The sequence below is a fragment of the Methylobacterium sp. WL119 genome, from assembly GCF_008039875.1.
Lineage (GTDB): Bacteria > Pseudomonadota > Alphaproteobacteria > Rhizobiales > Beijerinckiaceae > Methylobacterium.
In genome coordinates this window covers 1-19,252 of record NZ_VRUU01000088.1, presented here as the reverse complement: position 1 = coordinate 19,252, position 19,252 = coordinate 1, and the positions used below count along the sequence as shown (strand labels likewise).

At 70.1% G+C, this 19,252-nt stretch carries 24 protein-coding genes; 7 read left to right on the top strand and 17 right to left on the bottom strand.

Annotated elements, in window-relative coordinates:
* The 3 genes from FV227_RS22565 to xoxJ form a co-directional block, all read left to right on the top strand.
* Positions 1-796 (top strand): PQQ-binding-like beta-propeller repeat protein (locus FV227_RS22565; protein ID WP_147725793.1); only part of this gene is annotated, 796 nt, incomplete at its 5' end.
* 140 nt (positions 797-936) lie between these two features.
* Positions 937-1,539 carry a c-type cytochrome, methanol metabolism-related gene (locus FV227_RS22560; RefSeq protein WP_147859952.1) on the top strand — a complete coding sequence of 201 codons (603 nt, stop codon included), beginning with the start codon at positions 937-939 and terminating at the stop codon, positions 1,537-1,539.
* Complete coding sequence (gene xoxJ, locus FV227_RS22555) at positions 1,539-2,393, top strand: rare earth element methanol dehydrogenase accessory protein XoxJ (protein WP_147725791.1); 855 nt, start codon at positions 1,539-1,541, stop codon at positions 2,391-2,393. Before FV227_RS22560 ends, xoxJ begins: the two co-directional genes overlap by 1 nt.
* Positions 2,394-2,470: 77 nt before the next feature.
* Here xoxJ and folK read toward each other — a convergent pair whose 3' ends face one another.
* The 13 genes from folK to FV227_RS22490 form a co-directional block, all read right to left on the bottom strand.
* Positions 2,471-2,944 (bottom strand): 2-amino-4-hydroxy-6-hydroxymethyldihydropteridine diphosphokinase, encoded by a 474-nt coding sequence (folK, locus tag FV227_RS22550; protein ID WP_147725790.1) that lies wholly within the window; start codon positions 2,942-2,944, stop codon positions 2,471-2,473.
* Positions 2,941-3,315 (bottom strand): dihydroneopterin aldolase, encoded by a 375-nt coding sequence (folB, locus tag FV227_RS22545; protein WP_147725789.1) that lies wholly within the window; start codon positions 3,313-3,315, stop codon positions 2,941-2,943. Before folB ends, folK begins: the two co-directional genes overlap by 4 nt.
* Positions 3,312-4,091 carry a dihydropteroate synthase gene (gene folP, locus FV227_RS22540; RefSeq protein ID WP_246686585.1) on the bottom strand — a complete coding sequence of 260 codons (780 nt, stop codon included), beginning with the start codon at positions 4,089-4,091 and terminating at the stop codon, positions 3,312-3,314. The genes folB and folP overlap by 4 nt, the downstream gene beginning before the upstream one ends.
* Positions 4,092-4,297: 206 nt before the next feature.
* Complete coding sequence (locus tag FV227_RS22535) at positions 4,298-4,663, bottom strand: hypothetical protein (RefSeq protein WP_147725787.1); 366 nt, start codon at positions 4,661-4,663, stop codon at positions 4,298-4,300.
* Positions 4,644-5,372: a hypothetical protein gene (locus tag FV227_RS22530; protein ID WP_147725786.1), complete on the bottom strand. Its 729-nt coding sequence runs from the start codon at positions 5,370-5,372 to the stop codon at positions 4,644-4,646. Before FV227_RS22530 ends, FV227_RS22535 begins: the two co-directional genes overlap by 20 nt.
* Positions 5,369-6,514, bottom strand: coding sequence for a pyrroloquinoline quinone biosynthesis protein PqqE (gene pqqE, locus FV227_RS22525; RefSeq protein ID WP_147725785.1), 1,146 nt, complete (start codon positions 6,512-6,514; stop codon positions 5,369-5,371). The genes FV227_RS22530 and pqqE overlap by 4 nt, the downstream gene beginning before the upstream one ends.
* The gene (pqqC, locus tag FV227_RS22520) at positions 6,511-7,590 is read right to left on the bottom strand and encodes a pyrroloquinoline-quinone synthase PqqC (RefSeq protein ID WP_147859950.1); all 1,080 of its coding nucleotides are present in this window, start codon (positions 7,588-7,590) and stop codon (positions 6,511-6,513) included. Before pqqC ends, pqqE begins: the two co-directional genes overlap by 4 nt.
* Positions 7,591-7,741: 151 nt before the next feature.
* The gene (gene pqqB, locus FV227_RS22515; RefSeq protein ID WP_147725783.1) at positions 7,742-8,641 is read right to left on the bottom strand and encodes a pyrroloquinoline quinone biosynthesis protein PqqB; all 900 of its coding nucleotides are present in this window, start codon (positions 8,639-8,641) and stop codon (positions 7,742-7,744) included.
* Between the two features lie 45 nt (positions 8,642-8,686).
* Positions 8,687-8,776, bottom strand: coding sequence for a pyrroloquinoline quinone precursor peptide PqqA (gene pqqA / locus FV227_RS22510; RefSeq protein ID WP_055889187.1), 90 nt, complete (start codon positions 8,774-8,776; stop codon positions 8,687-8,689).
* A 212-nt stretch (positions 8,777-8,988) separates the two neighbouring features.
* The gene (locus FV227_RS22505; protein WP_147859949.1) at positions 8,989-9,693 is read right to left on the bottom strand and encodes a response regulator transcription factor; all 705 of its coding nucleotides are present in this window, start codon (positions 9,691-9,693) and stop codon (positions 8,989-8,991) included.
* The gene (locus tag FV227_RS22500; RefSeq protein ID WP_147725781.1) at positions 9,690-11,312 is read right to left on the bottom strand and encodes an ATP-binding protein; all 1,623 of its coding nucleotides are present in this window, start codon (positions 11,310-11,312) and stop codon (positions 9,690-9,692) included. The genes FV227_RS22505 and FV227_RS22500 overlap by 4 nt, the downstream gene beginning before the upstream one ends.
* Before the next feature lie 189 nt (positions 11,313-11,501).
* The gene (locus FV227_RS22495) at positions 11,502-12,377 is read right to left on the bottom strand and encodes a formate/nitrite transporter family protein (protein ID WP_147725780.1); all 876 of its coding nucleotides are present in this window, start codon (positions 12,375-12,377) and stop codon (positions 11,502-11,504) included.
* Positions 12,378-12,420: 43 nt separating this feature from the next.
* A complete protein-coding gene (locus FV227_RS22490; protein ID WP_147725779.1) occupies positions 12,421-13,161 on the bottom strand; it encodes a molybdopterin-binding protein in 741 nt (246 codons plus the stop codon).
* A 122-nt stretch (positions 13,162-13,283) separates the two neighbouring features.
* Here FV227_RS22490 and sfsA point away from each other — a divergent pair, with 122 nt between their 5' ends.
* Together sfsA and FV227_RS22480 are read left to right on the top strand one after the other, a co-directional pair.
* The gene (gene sfsA, locus FV227_RS22485; protein WP_147859948.1) at positions 13,284-14,000 is read left to right on the top strand and encodes a DNA/RNA nuclease SfsA; all 717 of its coding nucleotides are present in this window, start codon (positions 13,284-13,286) and stop codon (positions 13,998-14,000) included.
* 81 nt (positions 14,001-14,081) lie between these two features.
* Entirely contained in the window at positions 14,082-14,687 is a 606-nt protein-coding gene (locus FV227_RS22480) for a Uma2 family endonuclease (protein WP_147725777.1), read from the top strand.
* Positions 14,688-14,737: 50 nt separating this feature from the next.
* Here the strand turns inward: FV227_RS22480 and FV227_RS22475 are convergent, their stop codons facing one another.
* The gene (locus FV227_RS22475) at positions 14,738-15,568 is read right to left on the bottom strand and encodes an FkbM family methyltransferase (protein ID WP_147859947.1); all 831 of its coding nucleotides are present in this window, start codon (positions 15,566-15,568) and stop codon (positions 14,738-14,740) included.
* Between the two features lie 122 nt (positions 15,569-15,690).
* On the opposite strand from FV227_RS22475, the gene FV227_RS22470 reads away from it, so the two are divergent.
* Complete coding sequence (locus FV227_RS22470; RefSeq protein WP_147725776.1) at positions 15,691-16,455, top strand: alpha/beta hydrolase; 765 nt, start codon at positions 15,691-15,693, stop codon at positions 16,453-16,455.
* 16 nt (positions 16,456-16,471) lie between these two features.
* Here the strand turns inward: FV227_RS22470 and FV227_RS22465 are convergent, their stop codons facing one another.
* Entirely contained in the window at positions 16,472-16,669 is a 198-nt protein-coding gene (locus tag FV227_RS22465) for a hypothetical protein (protein ID WP_147859946.1), read from the bottom strand.
* Positions 16,670-17,124: 455 nt separating this feature from the next.
* Here FV227_RS22465 and rpsD point away from each other — a divergent pair, with 455 nt between their 5' ends.
* On the top strand, positions 17,125-17,742 hold the full coding sequence (gene rpsD, locus FV227_RS22460; protein ID WP_147725774.1) for a 30S ribosomal protein S4: 618 nt from the start codon (positions 17,125-17,127) through the stop codon (positions 17,740-17,742).
* A gap of 322 nt (positions 17,743-18,064) precedes the next feature.
* Here the strand turns inward: rpsD and FV227_RS22455 are convergent, their stop codons facing one another.
* On the bottom strand, positions 18,065-19,012 hold the full coding sequence (locus FV227_RS22455) for an ABC transporter ATP-binding protein (RefSeq protein ID WP_147859945.1): 948 nt from the start codon (positions 19,010-19,012) through the stop codon (positions 18,065-18,067).
* A gap of 30 nt (positions 19,013-19,042) precedes the next feature.
* Positions 19,043-19,252: hypothetical protein (locus FV227_RS22450; protein ID WP_147859944.1), on the bottom strand; the 210-nt coding region annotated here is incomplete at its 5' end.

Here is a 19,252-nt window from a genome sequence, read left to right as displayed (position 1 = left end):
GACCCCGCTGCTGACCCACTTCGACCGCAACGGCTTCGGCTACACCCTCAACCGCGCCACCGGCGAGCTCCTCGTCGCCGAGAAGTTCGACCCGGTCGTCAACTGGGCCTCCAAGGTCGACATGGACAAGGGCTCCAAGACCTACGGTCGCCCCCTCGTCCAGGCCAAGTACTCCACCGAGCAGAACGGCGAGGATACCAACTCCAAGGGTATCTGCCCGGCGGCCCTCGGCACCAAGGACCAGCAGCCTGCTGCGTTCTCGCCGAAGACCAACCTGTTCTACGTGCCCACCAACCACGTCTGCATGGACTACGAGCCGTTCCGGGTGACCTACACCCCGGGCCAGCCCTACGTCGGTGCGACCCTGTCGATGTACCCCGCGCCGAACAGCCATGGCGGCATGGGTAACTTCATCGCCTGGGACGGCGTCGAGGGTAAGATCAAGTGGTCGAACGCCGAGCAGTTCTCGGTCTGGTCGGGCGCTCTCGCCACCGCCGGCGATGTGGTCTTCTACGGCACGCTCGAGGGCTACCTGAAGGCCGTCGACTCCAAGACGGGTAAGGAGCTGTACAAGTTCAAGACCCCGTCGGGCATCATCGGCAACGTGATGACCTACCAGCACAAGGGCAAGCAGTACGTCGGCATCCTGTCGGGTGTCGGTGGCTGGGCTGGCATCGGCCTCGCGGCCGGCCTGACCGACCCGAACGCCGGTCTCGGCGCGGTGGGTGGTTACGCCGCCCTCTCGAGCTACACCAACCTCGGTGGTCAGCTCACCGTCTTCGCGCTGCCGAACTAATCGGTCGCACGAAGCCGCTCTGAAATGAGTGCCGGCGCGGGTTTCCGCGCCGGCATTCTTATGATTAGAATGCCCTCAAGAAGGCTGCGAAAGGCCGCCTGAGAGCGGCTCGACCTTCAGGTCCCAGGGAGATTTTTGCGTTGCATTACCTCAGCAAATCCGTCACGCGGCCGTTCCTGGCCGCCCTCGCCCTAGCGTCCGTCTCGATGGTCGCCGTACATGCTGAGGATGCCAAGCCCGCCCTCGCCAACTCGCTGAACACCGACGACAAGTCGGCCGAGCCCGACGACAAGCTCCTCAAGAAGGATGCCGCGGTGAAGGTCGAAGAGGGCAAGTACTTCGATGCCGAAGGTCACCCGACCTTCCACATCACCGACGCGGGCAAGAAGTTCGACTGGTACACTTACTCCGGCTACCGCCGCTATCACGCCGAGTGCCACGTCTGCCACGGCCCGGACGGCATGGGCTCGACCTACGCGCCGGCGCTCAAGGACTCGCTCAAGCACCTCTCCTACGAGGAGTTCATCGGCATCCTGGCCGGCGGCAAGCAGGACGTGAGCTCGTCCGACCAGAAGGTCATGCCCGCCTTCGGCGATAACAAAAACGTCATGTGCTACTCGGACGACCTCTACGTCTACCTGAAGGCCCGCGCCTCCGGCGCGATGGGCCGCGTCCGCCCGGGCGACAAGGAAGACAAGCCCGAGGCCGCCAAGAAGGCCGAGAAGGAGTGCATGGGCGGCTGATGCGCCGCGCACGCACCCACGCCGCCGTCGCGATCGCGCTCCTGCCTCTCCTGGTAGGGGTGCGGGACGCGGCGGCGCAGAACGTCCCCGATCTCGTCACCGCAGACGTGCTTCGCGTCTGCGGCGACCCGGGCAACATGCCGTTCTCCGAGCGCAAAGAGGACGGCTTCGAGAATCGCATCGCGGCGATCATCGCCGACGAGCTGAAGATCAAGGTCCGCTACTACTGGCTGACCCAGGGGCCCGGCTTCGTCCGCAACACCCTCGGCACCGGACTGTGCGACCTGATCGTCGGGTCGGCCCTCGGCAGCGAGGGCGTCCAGAACACCAATCCGTACTATCGCTCGGTCTACACGCTCATCGTGAAGCAGGGCGATCTGGCGGGGGTGTCCGGGCTCGACGACCCCAAGCTCAAGGGCAAGCGCATCGGCGTCATCGCCGGAACGCCGCCGGTCAACCGGATGGGCGACCTCGGCCTGATCTCGAGCATGAAGGCCTACGCGCCGTATCAGCTCGACCCGGCACGCAAGAACCAGACGGTGGGTGCCGAGATCGTGTCCGACCTTGCGGCCGGGCAGATCGACGCCGCGGTGCTCTGGGGACCGTCCGCCGGATGGCTGGCCAAGCAGAGCGGCACGGCGATGGACGTGATTCCGCTCCTGAAGGAGCCGGATCGCCCGCCGATGAGCTACCGCATCGCCATGGCGGTACGGATCGGCGAGAACGACTGGAAGCGGTCGCTGAACACCATCCTGCGCAAGCGCCGCTCCGACATCGAAGCGGTGCTTCGCGACTTCGACGTGCCGCTGCTCGAAGAGGAAGAGAACAAGCTGCTCGCGCCGAACGCGCACTGAACGCGTCGTCGACAGGATATTATAACACTCGCGAAGGGTCGGGCGAACGCCCGGCCCTTCGTCGTTCCGGGATGCGTTCAGTTCCGCTCGATGCCGCTGCGGTCGAGCTTGGCCAGCGCGTCGGCGACGGTCTCGCCGCCGATGACGAGGTCGGGCGCGATCTCGGCGAGCGGCACCAGCACGAAGGCGCGCTCGCGGACGTAGCGGTGCGGAAGGACGAGGCGCTCGTCCGAGACCTCGGCGCCGGCATAGGACAGCACGTCGATGTCGATCACGCGCGGCCCCCAGCGGCGCTCGCGGATGCGGCCGAGATCGCGCTCGACGCCGAGGCAGGTATCGAGCAGGGCGTGCGGGTCGAGGTCGGTCTCGATGGCGAGGGCGCCGTTGAGGAACCAGTCCTGATCGGTCTCGCCCCAGGGCGGGGTGCGGTAGTCGGACGACCGCGCGGTGATCCGGATGCCGGGAACCGCCGCGAGACCCCGCACCGCGGCGGCGAGATGCCCGGCCTTGTCGCCGATGTTGCTGCCGAGGCCGAGATAGGCTTGCGTCATGCCCGGGCCTCCCGCCTGCGGGTGATCAGGACCGCGATCCCGTCGAGGTTCGCGGGAACCGGCGCGCTCGGCTTGTCGACCCGGACGGTGATCGCCTCGAGAGCCGGAAACCGCGCCAGGATCTCGCCGGCGATCGCCTCGGCCAGCGCCTCGATCAGGTCGAAGCGCCGCTCGGTGGCGATCGAGACCGCGATGGCGGCGAGGTCGGCGTAGCTCACCGTCCGCGTCACGTCATCGGAGCGGCCGGCGGGCGCCAGGTCGAGGGCCGCATCGAGCGACAGGTAGAAGCGCTGCCCGAGGCGCGTCTCCTCGGGCAGCACGCCGTGATGGGCGAAGACCGCGATGCGCTCGACGAGGATGCGGTCGCTCATCGGCGGTCTCCCGGGCGCAGGACGGCGTCGACCACGCGCATCGCGTCGACATGGGCGGCGACGTCGTGGACGCGGACGATGTCGGCGCCGAGCGTCGCGGCAAGCGCATGCGCCGCGAGCGATCCGTTGAGCCGGTCGGCCGGCGCGGTCTCGCGGTCGTGCAGCCGGCCGAGCAGCGACTTGCGCGAGATGCCCACGAGGATGGGGAAGCCGAGGGCGCGGATCTCGGGCAGGCGCCGCAGCGCTTCGAGGTGCTGGTTCCAGCTCTTGCCGAAGCCGATGCCCGGATCGAGCACGATGTCGCCGTCGGGGATGCCGGCCCGGCGGGCGATGCCGAGTGAGACCTCGAAGAAGCGCAGCATGTCCGAGACGATGTCGAGGTCGGCGTCGACAGTCTCGCGGTTGTGCATGATCATCACCGGCGCGCCGTGGTCGGCGGCGACAAGGGCGATGTCGGGCTCGCGCTGCAGGCCCCAGACGTCGTTGACGATGCGGGCGCCGGCCGCCAGCGCGCTCTCGGCGGTCGAGGCCTTGTAGGTGTCGATCGAGATCGGGACGGAGAGCCGGTTCGCCAGGGCCCGGATCGCCGGAAGGACGCGGGCCTGCTCCTCCTCGGCCGGCACCGGAACGTGGCCGGGGCGGGTGGACTCGCCGCCGATATCGACAAGCGCGGCGCCCTCGGCAGCCAGCGCGTCGGCCTGCCGGCAGGCGGCTTCCTCGCCGACGAAGCGGCCGCCATCCGAGAAGGAATCCGGCGTGACGTTGAGGATGCCCATCACGAGGGTCCGCCGGCCCAGTTCGGGCAGCAAGCCGGCGAGGGCGGCGGGTCGATGGCTCAAGGGGCGTCGCTTCTCTGGCTCGTCGCGGGCGGCTCCCGCCGCGTCGATGTGGCCGGTTTTTCCGGGCGAAGCAACGGCGCCCGTTGCCATGAGAAAAGGCCGCCCGGTACCGGGCGGCCTCTCCAAGGTTCCTGGGCGACGCCTCAGCCGCGGTAGCAGCGGATCTCGGCCTCGGCCTGGGCGCGGCGGAGGTCGGCGACCTTGTCGTCGAACACCTTGGTCGACTTGAACTCGTTCGAGCGCGCGCCGATGCCCTGGCGCATCGAGAGCACGGTGCTCGCCTGCACGTACTTGTCGTAGGGCAGGATCGCCGCGAGCTGGTCGATCGAGCAGGTGCAGCGCTGCATCGCCTCGCGGGTCTGGCCGTTGGCGGCCATGCAGCCGAAGACGTAATCGACGCGCGCGTCGGTCGGGTAGTCGTTCTCGGCATCCGCCGCGACGACCGGCATCGCCAGCATCGTCAGCGCGACACCGGACAGGGCAAAGCCCTCAACCAGCTTTCTGATCATAGCTCAGCCGCTCCTCCAAGAGTTCGCCGCCCTCGGCATTCTTCGATTGCGCCTCGATCGAGACGATCTCGCCGGGCACCTCGGGAGAGGTGACGAAGGTGTAGGTCATGTTGTCCATGCCGCGCATGCGCTGGGCCATCCCATCGCCGAGGAAGGGCCTGGACACCACCTGCCAGGCGTCGACCGAGCGGCCCTTGTAGTCGACCTTGATCGGCGTGACGGTGGCGCCGTCGCGAAGGCCCTTGCGGATCGCGAGCTTCAGGTAGCGCGGGTTGGCCTGGAGCACCCGGGCGAGATTGGTCAGGTGGTTCTCCAGAAACAGCGGGATCACCGGGTTGCCGGACATGTCCTCGAACGGGCCGGCGGGGAACCGGTTGGTGCCCGAGAACATCTCGACGGCGATGTTGCGGCCGTCGCCGCCCGTGCCCGGCTCGAGGGTGAGCTTGATCGTGTCGTCGAGCGGCGGCCCGAACGGGCCCTTCGCGATGCCGGACCGGCGCAGGTAGTCGTAGGTCAGCGTCGAGCCGGCGGCGGCGTTCTTCAGCTGCGGCTGCTCGAACAGCAGGTCGGCCGCGCTCGGGGGCGCCGCGGCGTTCGCCTGTTCCGGCGCGGCTGCGGCGGGGGCAGGAGCCGGGGCGGCGGGCGCCCCCTCGACGGCGAGCGCCGGGGTCGCGGCAAGCAGCGCAGCGACGATCACGAAACACTTCACGAGAGGGCGTCCTCCTTGCGTGGCGCCGGGATATTGGCCCCGATCGTCCGGTAGGTGTAGTCGGGCGGCGTCTCGGCCGCCTCCTCGACGGCGAGCGCCCGCACCTTGGCGTGCAGGGGCGACAGCGAGCAGGCGGGGTCCGTCGCCGCCGCATCGCCGGCGAGCGCCAGCGCCTGGCAGCGGCAGCCGCCCCAATCCTTCTCGCGCCGGTCGCAGGAGCGGCAGGGCTCCTGCATCCAGTCGGTGCCGCGATAGGCGGTGAAGGCCGGGGCGTTCGCCCAGATGTCGCCGAGCGAATGCTCGGTCACGTGCCAGAACTCGAGATGGCTGATCGTCTCGGCCGCATGGCACGGCAGCACCTTGCCCTGCGGCGTCACGTTGATCAGCTTGCGGCCCCAGCCGCCGGCGCAGGCCTTCGGGTACTTCGCGTAGTAGTCCGGCACGACGAGATCGATGACGAGCTGGCCCTTGAGGCGCTCGCGGGCCGCCTCGACGATGCGGATCGACTGATCGACCTGGGCCTTGTTCGGCATCAGCGCGGCGCGGTTGACGTAGGCCCAGCCGTAATACTGCGTGTGCGCCACCTCGAGGCGCTTGGCGCCGAGCTTCACCGCGAGGTCGATGAAGCCCTCGACCTCGTGGATGTTGCCGCGGTGGATCACCGAGTTCAGCGTCAGCGGCAGGCCGAGCTCGGTCACCTTGGCAGCGAACTCCATCTTCTGCGGCTGCGCGTTCTTCAGGCCGCCGATCTTCTCGGCGTTGGCCGCGTCCACGCCCTGCACCGAGAGCTGCACGTGGTCGAGGCCGACGTCGTAGAGCGCCTGGAGCTTGGACAGGGCGCCGCCGACGCCGGAGGTGATCAGGTTCGAGTACAGCCCGAGCTTGGCGCAGGTCTCGGTGATCTCGACGATGTCGTTGCGCGCCGTCGGCTCGCCGCCGGACAGGTGGACATGGAGCACGCCGAGGCCCGCGGCCTCGGTCAGCACCCGCTGCCAGGTCGCGGTGTCGAGCTCGCGCGAGCGTCGGTCGAGGTCGAGCGGGTTCGAGCAGTACGGGCAGCGCAGCGGGCAGCGGTGCGTCAGCTCGGCGAGCAGCCCGACCGGGGCCGGGATCGCCGCCGCGTTCGGGGTCAGCGCGTTCATCGCTCCAGCACCCTCTTTCCGGCGAGGTCGTTCAGCATGGCCAGCACGTCGACCTCGATCGCGCGCGGGTCGGCGGCGTAGGTCTCGCCGAGCCGGTCGGCGATGGCGGCGACGCTGGTCTTGCCGTCGACGAGGTTGAGGACCGCGACGGCGTTGGCGTCGAGGTCGAAGGTGCGCTCGGGGGCGAGCAGCACGTGCTTGTCGCGGGTCTGGTCGAACCGCATCCGCACGCCGCGGGGCAGGCGCGGCACGTCGGTCGCCGACAGGCGGCCGGTGCCGGGTGCCCCCGATTGCGTCTCGGCGACGAGCCCGGTGCCGGGCGTCCAGGCGTCGGGCGGGATCATCCCGGGCGCGACGTAGGCGAAGTACAGCGCGTCGAGCTGGGTCCATAGCACGTTGCACTTAAAGGTCAGCGCCGCCATCGCCTGACGTTGCAGCTCGGGCGTGGTGGCATGGCGCTTGACGTAGTCGAGGGCGAAGTCGGCGTCGCGCGGCGCCTGGGTCATGCGCTTCTCGAAGTACGCCAGCGTCTCCTTGGTGATGAAGTCGTAGTTCTTCAGCATGCCCGAAACGCGCTCGGAGATGATGTTCGGCGAGAACATCTCGGTGAGCGACGAGGCGATCGCCTCAAGCAGCGAGCGCTCCGCGACGAAGTGCACGTAGGCCTCGACCGAGAACTTGGTGGCCGACAGGATGCCGGCGGTCGACTCGACGTAGTCGCGCCGGAAGCCGACGCCCTCGGCGAGCTTCAGCCAGCGCTCGATGCCGCCGTCGCCCGGCACGTCGCCGTCGTGGTCGACGATGCGCTGGCGCCAGACGCGGCGGAGCGCGGCGTCGGTCATCCGCGCCAGCACCGCGGCGTCCTTCACCGGGATCATCGCCTGGTAGTAGTAGCGGTTCAGCGCCCAGGCCCGGACCTGATCCTTGCTCAGCTTGCCGTCGTGCAGCAGGCGGTGGAACGGATGCAGGTTGTGGTAGCGCCGGGCGCCGATGTCGCGCAGCGCCGCCTCGAGCTCGTCGGGGCTGAGCAGGCGCTCGGACGTGTCGGATTGAGGGGTCGGGAACACTGCGTTCATGGCGTCACCAAGCGTCCGTTCGGAGGCGTTTCCTAGTCGTCTGTCGATCACCGCGTCTGGCGGCGGCTTCGCGGCGCAATCGAATCGCGCACGTCCCGTCATGAGATAGGTCGCGGGGCCGTCAAATGCCAACCGCGCCCGGTCGTCGCTGTCAGAGGCTCAGGGTGAGCCCGTCATGGGCGACGACCCATCCGTCCGCCTCGACCGCCGCGCGCTCGGGCGAGCCTTCGACGAGGACGGGGTTGGTGTTGTTGATGTGGACGAAGACGCGCGAACCGATCGCGACATCCTTCAGGCCGGCGACCGAGCCGCCGTCGCCCCGCATCGGCACGTGCCCCATGCGCCATCCGGTCTTGGTGCCGACGCCGGCGCGGATCATGTCGTCGTCGTGCAGCACCGTGCCGTCGAAGAGCAGCGCGTCGACCCCGCCGATCCGGGCCTTCAGATCCTCGGTGACGCGGGCGCAGCCGGGAATGTAGGCGAGGCGGCGGCCGCCGGCCTCGATCATCGCGCCGACCGTGCTCTCGGATTCGGCGCCGAGCTCGAGATCGGCATCCTCGAGCCAGAGCGGGACCTTGCCGGGCACCGAGAACAGCGTGACCGCAAGTCCCGGCAGCGGCTCGAAGCGCTGGCCGAGCGTGATCGCCTCCCGGACGACGACGCCCTCGGCCATCACGTCGAAGACGCGGTTCTCGGCGACCGAGCCGAGGATGCTGCCGGTGCCGTATAGCGTGTAGGGCTGGCCCTCGCGCAGCGTCAGAAGGCCGGCGACGTGATCGACGTCGCCGTTGGTGAGCAGCACGGCGCGGATCGGCGAGTGGCGCAGGCCCTCCCGCGGATGCATCGCCGGGTTGTCGAAGAGTTGCTGCCGGATGTCCGGCGAGGCGTTCACCAGGAGCCAATCCCCGCCATCGGTGGAGACGGCGATGCTCGACTGGGTCCGCGGCCTGACGCGGTCGGGCTCGCTGCGGGCGAGCCGGCAGTTCGGGCAACGGCAATTCCACTGGGGAAGCCCGCCGCCGGCAGCCGAGCCGAGGATCAGGACGCGCATGGAGTGGTCCGATGCAGCCAACAACCCTCAGCTCGGCGCAACACCTCAGTTGAAGGTGTCGATCTCGGCGGACTCGTAGCTGGTGACTTCCATGCCGACGCAGATTTCGGAAACGATCGGGGCAGCCCAGGTCATGGTGTTTCTCCGTCTGATTACGAACATCCGGTGCCGAAAGGTAAACTTAAGAGTACCCTAAGACACTGATGGCGCTTTTGTTTTCCGGCGCGGCACGGGTATCCGCAATTCCGGCCCCGGCATCAAGCACTAAATTGCCTAATGCTCCCAAATTTTTTGTGAGGCTTCGGCGTCGCAGGCTCCCGTGGGACGCGACGTCTCCGTGGCGAGCGTCAGTGCCGGTAGTCCGGCCCACGCGAGTCCAGCATGAAGCCGCGGCCGCGCACCGTGACCAGAAGCGGGCCGCCGTGCCGGACGAAGTCGGCCATTTTTGAGCGTAGGTAGCCGACATAGACGTCGACCACGTTGAGGGAGAGGCCGCCCTGGCTCGCCCACAGCCGCCCGAAGATGTCGGCTCGGGTGACCGGGCGGTTCACGCTCTCCATCAGCATGGCCAGAAGCTCGGCCTCGCGCGGGGTCAGGCGGGCTGAGGCATCGCCGCAGGTGACCTGGCGGGTGTCGAGGTCGAGAACGAGCTTGCCGGCGTTGATCAGCGTGCGCGGCCCCTCCGCCGCCTGCCGGCGCAGCAGGTGCGTGCGCAGCCGCGCCACCAGCTCGTCGAAGACGAACGGTTTTACGATGTAGTCGTCGGCGCCGAGCGCGAGGCCTTCGGCGCGGTCGCGGATCTCGTCACGGGCCGAGAGGAACAGGATCGGCCCGGGATAGCCGCCCTCGCGCAGGCTGCGGCAGACGTCGTGCCCCGAGCCGTCGGGCAGGGTGATGTCGAGAACCACCGCCTCGGGGCTCTCGTTCCGCGCCGACGCGAGCGCGTCGCCGACGCAGCCGGCGGTGCCGACGGAGAACCCCTCCGCCTCAAGGCCGCGGGTGAGAAGGCCGCGGATGTCGATGTCGTCCTCGACCACGAGGATTCGCGTCATGCCGCGTCGTCCTTCCGAATCTGTCGTTCGTCTCGGCTCGTCACGTCGTCGAGCGTCAGGTCGAGGAGCGGGATCTCCAGGGTCACCCGCGCCCCGGCGCCGTTCTCGCCGGCGCCGAGAACGATGGTGCCATCATGCTGCTCGATCAGCCAGCGCGCCAGGGCCAATCCGATCCCGAACCCCATCTCCGCCGGGCGGTCGCCGCGGCGGAAGCGCTCGAACAGGCTCTGCTCGCGGTCGCCGAAACCCGGCCCGTCGTCGGTGACGGTGATGCGGGCCGGCGCCGTGCCGCCGCCGGACAGGGCGACCTCGACCCGGGTGAGGCCGGTGGCATGGCGCAGGGCGTTGTCGATCAGGCTCTCGACGACCTGGCGCAGCCATTCCCGGTCGGCCAGCACCTCCAGGTTCCGCGGGCCCGGCTCGAACGCGAGCGCGACGCGGCGGCGGGCGCCCTCCGAGGCGAGGTTGTCGACCGCCTCGGCCAGGACCGGCGCGAGCTCGAGGGCGCGGCGGTCGAGCTCGATCTCGCCCGATTCCGAGCGCGCCACCCGCAGAAGATCCTCGACGCGCAGCTTGAGGCGCATCGCGCGCTTCCGGATGGTGGCGAAGGCGGGGGCGTGGTCGGTGATGCGCGGTCCAGCGCGGGCCGCGAGGTCGCATTCCCCGAGGATGACGGTGAGCGGAGTGCGAAGCTCGTGGCTGACGTCGGCGAAGAAGCGGCGTCGCGACCGGTCGACCGCCTCGAGGCGCGCATTGGCGGCGCGGAGGTCGGCGGTGCGCGCCTCCACCGTGTCCTCCAGGGCCGCGCGGTCGGCGGCGACGCGGCCCTCGCGCCGGGACAGGCGCGCGGCCATGCGGTTGACGTTGGCGACTAGCAGGCCGAGCTCGTCCCGGGTCGCGACGGAGAGACGCGTGTCGAGCTTGCCGCCGCCGATGGCGCCCGCGGCGCGACGCACCGCCTCGATCCGCGCCAGGGTGGGGCGGGTGATGCTGCGCCACAGCAGCACGACGAGGCCGAGCGCCGCGAGCACCGCCAGCGCGGCCGCGATCCGCAGGCGCTGCGAGAGGTCGCGCGCCGCATCCGAGCCGAGCACCATGCTGCGGCGCTCTGCCTCGATCAGGAACGAGAGCGGCTGGCCGGTCATCGCACCGAAGCCGTTGAGCGCGCCCTTAATGGAGTTCTGACGCTTCTCCGGATCGGTCTGGCGGACGATCTGCGCCACCTGCCGGTCGAGGATCACGCGGGCGGCGCGCAGCTGCGCCATCGGGCGGCTTCGCAGGGCGTACTGCATCCGGTCCTGCGGGTCGTCGCTGCCGGCGACGGATCTCGACAGCGCCTCGTCGACGGTCGTGAGCGCCCGGTCGACGTTGCTGCGCGCGATCCCCATCGCCTCCGGTGCGAGATCGGGATTGCCGATGGTCTCGACCGCCGCCATGCCGAACTGCGTCATCCGGCCCGACAGCTCGGCCAGAAGCTCGAGGCGGCCCTGCGCCGCCAGCGTCCGGTCGATGGTGCGCTCGGCCGCCCCGATCGCCGCGAGCACGCCCGCCGCCGCCAGGACGACGACGAGGGCGATCGACCCGAGCAGCAAGGCGAAGCGGACCTTCAGCGAGCGCATCGTCCCATTCCCGGCCGCATGCGCGGCGCTCCTCGTCCTCGGTTTCCTCAGGGCGCGACCGCGTCGAGAACCGGGCACGGACGCGACCCCCGCATTTCGAGAGAGGGTTTTGGGTCGTTTCAGCGCGAAAGCCAACACGGGCCGCGCCCTGTCACGCCTCTCCGTCGCGAAGCGGATGCAGTCCCTCTCTCAGTCCTGGCTCGGGCCGCCCTCGGCCTCCTCGACCTCGCGGCTCTCCTCGACCTCGGGCGCGACCTGGCCGTAATTCAGCACCGCGACCAGGGTGATGCCGCCGAAGACGTTGCCGAGCAGCGTCGGCACGAAGAAGCGCTCGGCGTACTCGCCCATCGTCGCCGCGCCGGTGACCACGAGGTAGAACGCCTCGACCGAGCCGGCGACGATGTGGGCGAGCCCGCAGAGCGAGACCAGCCAGGTCATCAGGAAGATCACGAACGGCGCCGCGGTCCCGGTGGCCGGCAGGAACCACACCATCAGGGCGATCATCCACCCGGCGAAGATCGCCTTCAGCACCGTGTCCCAGAACGGAAACGCGATGGCCTGATGGCTGATCTCGGCGAAGGCCGCCTTCACCGACGGCTCGAACGCGCCGGAATGGGCCAGCACGGCGGCGATCGCCAGCGTCGCCAGGATGTTGCCCGCAAGCACGACGATCCACAGGCGCAGCACCCGCCACGCGGTCTTGGCCGAGCGGTCGTGCAGCAGCGGCAGGATCGGCGTGATGGTGTTCTCGGTGAACAGCTGCTGGCGCCCGAGCACCACCACCAGGAAGCCGACCGCGTAGCCCATCGTCGTCAGGATCTTGGTCCACTCGCCCTCGGGCAGGTGGGTCTTGAGCACCCCCGGCACGATCAGCGAGAGCGCGATGCTGAGCCCCGCCGCGAAGGCCGAGAGGAACAGCGCCCCCCCGTTCCGCCGCAGTTCCTCGTTGCCCTCGCGCCGGATCACCTCGTGCAGGACGAAGGCGTCGGGGCGACCGATCCCGGCCACCGCCTCCTTGTGCGCGTCGCGCCGAGCTTCCTTGTCGTCCTGCTTCGGCTCGGCCATCACGCAAACGCTCCACGAACCGGATTCAGGGACGGATCGGCCGTCAGCCGCGAAGGCGCGACACCAGCGCCTCGATCTCGGCCCGCGCACGCGCCACCGAGGCGGCGTCCTTGCCGCGGGCGACGATGCGGTTGGCGAACCCGTCCTTCGTCATCGACGGATAGGAGCCGATCGACACGTCGGCGTAGGCCTTCGCGATCTCGGCGAGGTCGGCGGCGTAGTTGCCCTCGGGCAGGTTGCCGGCCTCCACCGTCTCGGACAGCATCCGCGCGCCGGTCGGCAGCGTCGGGCCGATCTGGTCGAGCATCGCCTGCATGATCGACGGCACGCCGGCCATGACGAAGACGTTGCCGATGCGGAAGCCCGGCGCCTTCGAGATCGGGTTGGCGATCAGGTCCGCGCCGTCCGGGATCCGCGCCATGCGCAGGCGCGCCGCGTTCAGGTCCTCCGGCTTGTGGCGCTCCAGCAGCATCGCCCTGGCGCGGGGATCGACGTCGATGCCGACGCCGAAGGCCTTGGCGACGCAATCGGCGGTGATGTCGTCGTGGGTCGGGCCGATGCCGCCGGTGGTGAACAGGTAGGTGTGGCCGGCCCGGAGCGCGTTCACGGCGCCGACGATGGCGTCCGGCTCGTCGGGGACGATCCGAACCTCGCGCAGGTCGATGCCCACGGCGGTGAGATAGTCGGCGATCGTGCCGATGTTCTTGTCCTTCGTCCGGCCGGACAGGATCTCGTCGCCGATCACCAGGATCGCGGCGGTGATGCTCGTGGAATCGATTGTCATGGGGCTCGCCGTCCTCGGTCCCGCCGCAGATAGCGCGGCGGCGGCTGCGCGACCACCGACGGCGCTTTCATGCGCGGGCGCCTGTCGGCTATGGACCGCCACCGCGACGCAGCCCGGACCCCATGCGCTTTCCCGAACCCCTGATCGAAGGCCGCCTGGTGCAGCGCTACAAGCGCTTCCTCGCCGACGTGGACCTCGCCGACGGCACGCGCGTCACGGCACATTGCGCCAATCCCGGCGCGATGATGGGCCTGAACGCGGCCGGCAACCGGGTGCTGCTCTCGCCGGCCGACGGCCCGACGCGCAAGCTGAAGTATTCCTGGGAGCTGGTGGAGGCCGACCTGCCCGGCGGCCCGCAATGGGTCGGGATCAACACGATGCTCCCGAACGCGCTCGTCGCCGAGGCCTTCGCCGCCGGCGGTCTCGCGCCGCTCGACGGCTACGCGGCATTGAGGGCGGAGGTCCGCTACGGCGCGGCGAGCCGCGTCGACTTCGTGGCGAGCGGCGAGGGGCTGCCGCCGGTCCACGTCGAGGTGAAGAACTGCCACCTGATGCGGCGGGCGGCCCTCGCCGAGTTTCCCGACTGCATCGCCGCCCGCAGCGCGCGGCACATGCGGGACCTCGCCGAGGTCGTCGCGGCCGGCGGGCGCGCGATGGTGATCGTCGTGGTCCAGATGCGGGCGGACGCCTTCGACGTCGCCCGCGACATCGATCCCGCCTTCGACCGGGCTTTTCGCTTGGCGCGTGCGGCGGGGGTCGAGACCTACGCCTATCGCTGCCGAATCGACCGGGAGGGCGTGACGATCGCCGACGCGATCCCGATCGTCACGCCGCCCTGACGCGCGTTTTCCGCGCTCCCCGGCGCATGGTACGGTGGTGGCGAGGCTGCGGCGTGCGCTCCGGCCGCCCGAGGCATCCCGATGGCCGATCGCGCGATCCGTGAACCCGTCCTGTTCGATGTCGCCGACTTCCGCGAGTTCCTCGAGACGCGTCCGTCGGAGGAGCGATGGGAACTGATCGCGGGGCTTCCCATGCAGTCGGCGGCACCGCGGATCGGGCATCAGCGCATCGCCAGCAACTTCGAGCGCCATCTCAACGCTGCGCTCAGGAGCCGCCGCCCGGAATGGCACGCCGACCGCGAGATCGGGATCGAGGTCTCGCCGGATTCGCCCTATCGACCCGAGCCCGAGGTGACGGTGATCGACACCGACATCGACACCGAGCGCAATTTCACGGATCGCTTCCATCTCGTGATGGAGGTGCCGTCGGCGAGCGACCGCGGGCGCATCCTGGCGAGCAAGCTCCGGTTCTATCGGGACCACCCGCCGAACCGCTGCATCGTGATCGTCGACCAGGATGCGGTCGCGGTGACGATCCACGAGCGCGACGCGGCGGACCTTTGGGCGGTCCGGGTGCTCCGCTCGGCCGGCGACGTGATCGAATTCGCCGGGCTCGGCTCGATCTGCACGGTCGGCGACCTCTACGAGAACACGCATCTCGACCCGCGGCGCGCGGCGCCGACCTGATCCTCGCAGGATCGGTGAAACCGGCGGCCGGTTTTGCGATCGGAGCCTGCTCAGGCGCTCCGCTCGAACATCCGGTTCAGCCGGGTGCGGCCGATCTCGCGGTAGCCGTGGCCTTCCAGGAGCTTGGGCAGATCGATCTGCCACTGGTCGGTGCCGTCCTCGATCACCAGCAGCGTCGGCAGCAGGGCAGGGGGCGCCTCGCGCAGGAACGGCTCGAGGATCAGGTCCTCGGCGCCCTCCACGTCGAGCTTGATCGCGTCGATCCGGGTCAGGCCCTCGCTGCGCACGAGGTCCATCAGGGTCACCGCAGGCACCTTGATCTGCGCGCTCTCGTTGGTGCCGACGATCTTGAGGCTCGATTCGCCGCGATTGCGCGGATCGACGAACAGCGTCAGCTCGCCGGACTTGTCGGCGACCGCGCAGGCCACGGCCTTGACCGAATGGAATGCATTCTGCGCGATGTTGAAGGTCAGCCGGTCGAACACGTCGGGCTGCGGCTCAACCGCGACGATCCGCGCCTGCGGGCCGGCGAACGCGGCCACGAACAAGGCGTAGGCGCCGATGTTGGCGCCGATGTCGAGGAAGACGCAGCCCGGCCGAAGCCGCGCCTTGAGCAGGGCGCGCTCCTGCGGGTCGAAGAATTGCGGCGTGAACAGCACCTTCTTCTCGCAGTTGTTGTTGTAGGGGTGCAGCCGCATCCGGGCGCCGAGGCGCTCGACGTCGAGGGGCTTGCCGCGCATCAGCGTGATCGCGAGGCGGCGCAGGAACATCGCCATCCGCCGTCCGCGCCAGGACTCGGGCGAGATCCGCACGGTCCGCCGGGCGATCGCCGCGACGAGACCGGCCGGGGCGTAGGTGCCGTAGGGCTGAAGGTCGCTCATGCCGGGCTGATGCCAGCCGCGCCGCCCGCGGGCAAGCATCACGCGCGTTGCCGATCGGCGCCGCGGCTCTTACAGCCGGCACGGACCGCGCGGGCCGGTACGCATGATGGGGAGCGGCGACCATGGACAGCTTCGATTCGGACGGCGTGCGCATCGCCTACATCGACGTGCCGGCCTCCGGCGGCTGCGGCGACCCGATCCTGCTCATCCACGGCTTCGCCTCGAACCACGTGGTCAACTGGGTCAACACGACGTGGGTGCGCACGCTCACGCAGGCCGGCTACCGCACCATCGCGTTGGACAACCGCGGCCACGGCGAGAGCGAGAAGCTCTACGACCCGGCCCGCTACGGCTCCGAGGACATGGCCGGCGACGCCGTGCGCCTCCTCGACCATCTCGGGATCGAGCGCGCCGACGTGATGGGCTACTCGATGGGCGGGCGCATCACCGCGCACCTCGCCCTCGACCACGCCGCGCGGGTGCGCTCGGCGCTGATCGGCGGCCTCGGCCTGCATCTCGTCGAGGGCAAGGGCCTGCCCTCCGGCATCGCCGAGGCGTTGGAGGCGCCGGCGGGCGCGAAGGCGGCGAACCCGACGGCCGCCGCCTTCCGCACCTTCGCCGAGCAGACGAAGAGCGACCTGCGCGCGCTCGCCGCCTGCATCCGCGGCTCGCGCCAGACGCTGTCGCGCGCCGAGATCGGGCAGATCGACGTGCCGGTTCTCGTCAGCGTCGGCACCCTCGACACCGTCGCGGGCTCCGGCCCGGGCCTCGCGGCCTTGATGCCGAACGCGCGAAGCCTCGAGCTCGAAGGCCGCGACCACAGCTCCGCCGTCGGCGCCAAGCCGCATCGCGACGGCGTGCTGGCCTTCCTCGCCGCGCGGCCCTGAGGCCGGCGCGGCCGCGTCACTTCAGCTTCGCATAAGCCTCGTCGAAGGCGGACTTCACCTCGGCGCAGGTGGCCGCGTCGGGCGCCGACATCGAGCGCACGCCGTCGGCGACGCCCTCCTTGAAGCGGGTCATCGCCGGGCTCGGGCCGCCGGTGTCGATGCCCGAGCCCGTGAGCATGGTGTCGGCGAGCTGAGAGACCTGATCCTTCGGCATCTTGCAGAAGGTGGCGGCGCCCGTGAACTGGCCGAAGCGGGGGCCGGGCCGGCAAGCGCGCAGGCGAGCAGGAGCGTAGAGAGGGCACGGTTCATCAATCGTCGTCCAGGCAGTGGCGTGAAGTCCAGCGACGAGGCATGCCGGCCCGGCCGTTCGCGGTCCAGGCGCGCGCAGGCGGTCCCGACGCGTTTGGGACGTACGGTCAAGGATACGGGACGGCGCGTTTCCCGGCGCGGCAGCGGCCGGTCGAGAGGCGCGGGCGGGGGCTTAGGATTGACCGGCCCGGCCGCCTCGACTACGAACCGCTCGTCACCGCGGCTCCTTCAGGGGCCGCTTGGCGTTTTCATACGCACCCGTGAGTCGCCTTCGAGGCGGCTCTGTCGTCCCGGGCCGCAAGGCCGGCGGGAAGAGGAGGGCGCGTTCCTCACTATCTCGTTTGCGAGAGGACACGCGATATGTCGAAGCGGATTCAGGCCAAGCACAAGCTCGACCGCCGCATGGGCCAGAACATCTGGGGCCGCCCGAAGAGCCCCGTGAACCGCCGCGAGTACGGCCCCGGCCAGCACGGCCAGCGCCGCAAGGGCAAGATGAGCGACTTCGGCACGCAGCTGCGCGCCAAGCAGAAGCTCAAGGGCTATTACGGCAACATCACCGAGAAGCAGTTCCGCCGCTACTACGCCGAGGCGATCCGCCTGCGCGGCGACTCGAGCGAGAACCTGATCGGCCTGCTCGAGCGCCGCCTCGATGCCGTGGTGTACCGCTCGAAGTTCGTGGCGACGCCGTTCGCCGCCCGCCAGTTCGTCAACCACGGCCACATCAAGGTCAACGGGCGCCGGGTCAACATCCCGAGCTACCTCGTGAAGCCGGGCGACCTGATCGAGGTCAAGGAAGCCTCGCGCCAGCTCGAGATCGTGGTCGTCGCCTCGCAGCTCCCCGAGCGCGACGTGCCGGACTACATCGAGGTCGACCACCAGAAGATGACCGCCCGCGTCACCCGCGTGCCGGGCCTGACCGAGGTGCCGTACCCGGTGCAGATGGAACCGAACCTGGTGATCGAGTTCTACTCGCGCTGAGCCGATCGACGGATCACCGTCGTGCCGCTGGGAAGGGTCGTCCGAAAGGGCGGCCCTTTTCCATGTCCAGGGGGCGGACGTGTCGCGCGCTCGCGCGCGTTCACGCGTCCCTCCGTCGCCCGTCATAGCCGCCCGTCATTCCGGAGCGCCGGTGGCGAGCCCGGAATTCGGAACCGCAGGTCGTGCTCCCACCTGCCGCTTCGGCGACTCTGGCTTTCGGGCTCCGCTGCGCGGACCCGGAACGACGGCGCGGGTCGGAAGTGCCGGGTCGGGGCAGGCCGGATCGCCTGTGCAGAACCGGCGACGGCCGAGCCGTTCGGTATCAGGCTTCGCGCTTGCCGACCGCGCCCGCCCGCCGGACCGCATCGAGCGTCACCACGTGCGGCCCGGCGGGACCGGCGACCGCGAGCCGGGTGCGGCCGCCTGCCAGCATCATGGACAGCGCATCGCGCAACGTCGCCGTGTCCGCGATCTCCGGCGCGTCGGCGGCCGTTCCGGGCTCGGCGGCTTCGGAGACGGTGAGCAGCGCGAGGCGCCGCAGCGCCCGATCCTCGCCGACGAAGGAGGCGACGAACGGGTCGGCCGGCGCGGCCAGCAGCGCCTGCGGCGCATCGGCCTGGACGACGCGGCCAGCCCGCATCAGCACGACGCGGTCGCCCATCAGCATCGCCTCGTCGATGTCGTGGGTGACGATCAGCACGGTCTTGGACAGGCGCTTGAGGATCGCGCCGATCTCGTCTTGGAGCCGGCCGCGCGCCACCGGATCGACCGCGCCGAAGGGCTCGTCCATCAGGATCACCGGCGGGTCGGCGGCGAGCGCGCGGGCGACGCCGACGCGCTGGCGCTGTCCGCCGGAGAGCGCGTCCGGGCGGCGGTCGCGGTAGAGCGCCGGATCGAGCCCGACGAGGCCGAGCATCGCATCGACGCGCGCCGCGATCCGCGTCTTCGGCCAGCCGAGCAGCTCGGGCACGGTCGCGACGTTCCGCGCGACGCTGCGGTGCGGGAACAGGCCGATGCCCTGGAGCACGTAGCCGATGCCGCGCCGAAGCGCGATCGGGTCGACGGCCGCGACGTCGTGCCCGCCGAGCATGATGCGGCCGGCATCCGGCTCGATCAAGCGGTTGACCAGGCGCAGGGTCGTCGACTTGCCGCAGCCGGACGGCCCGATCAGCACGCAGGTGGTGCCCTCGGGGATCGTCAGGTCGAGCCGGTCGACGGCGGGGCCGGGCGCCCCGGCGAAGTGCTTGGAGACGCCCTCGAACCGGATCACCGCCGGCGCGGCGCGCTCGGACCCGTGCCCTCAGCAGCCCTTGCAGATCGAGGACATCGAGTTGCGCGTGCGGGCGTCCCAGGCCTTGTCGCGGGCGGCCGAAGCCTTCTGCGCCTTGATCATCTCGGCCTCGTTCGCCGCCTTCATCGCGGAGGCCTTGCTCGCCTCGCTGGCGGGGGGCGCGCCGGACGGCCGCGGCACGGTCGCGCCGGTGGCCGCCTTCTCGGCGAGGGCGGGGGC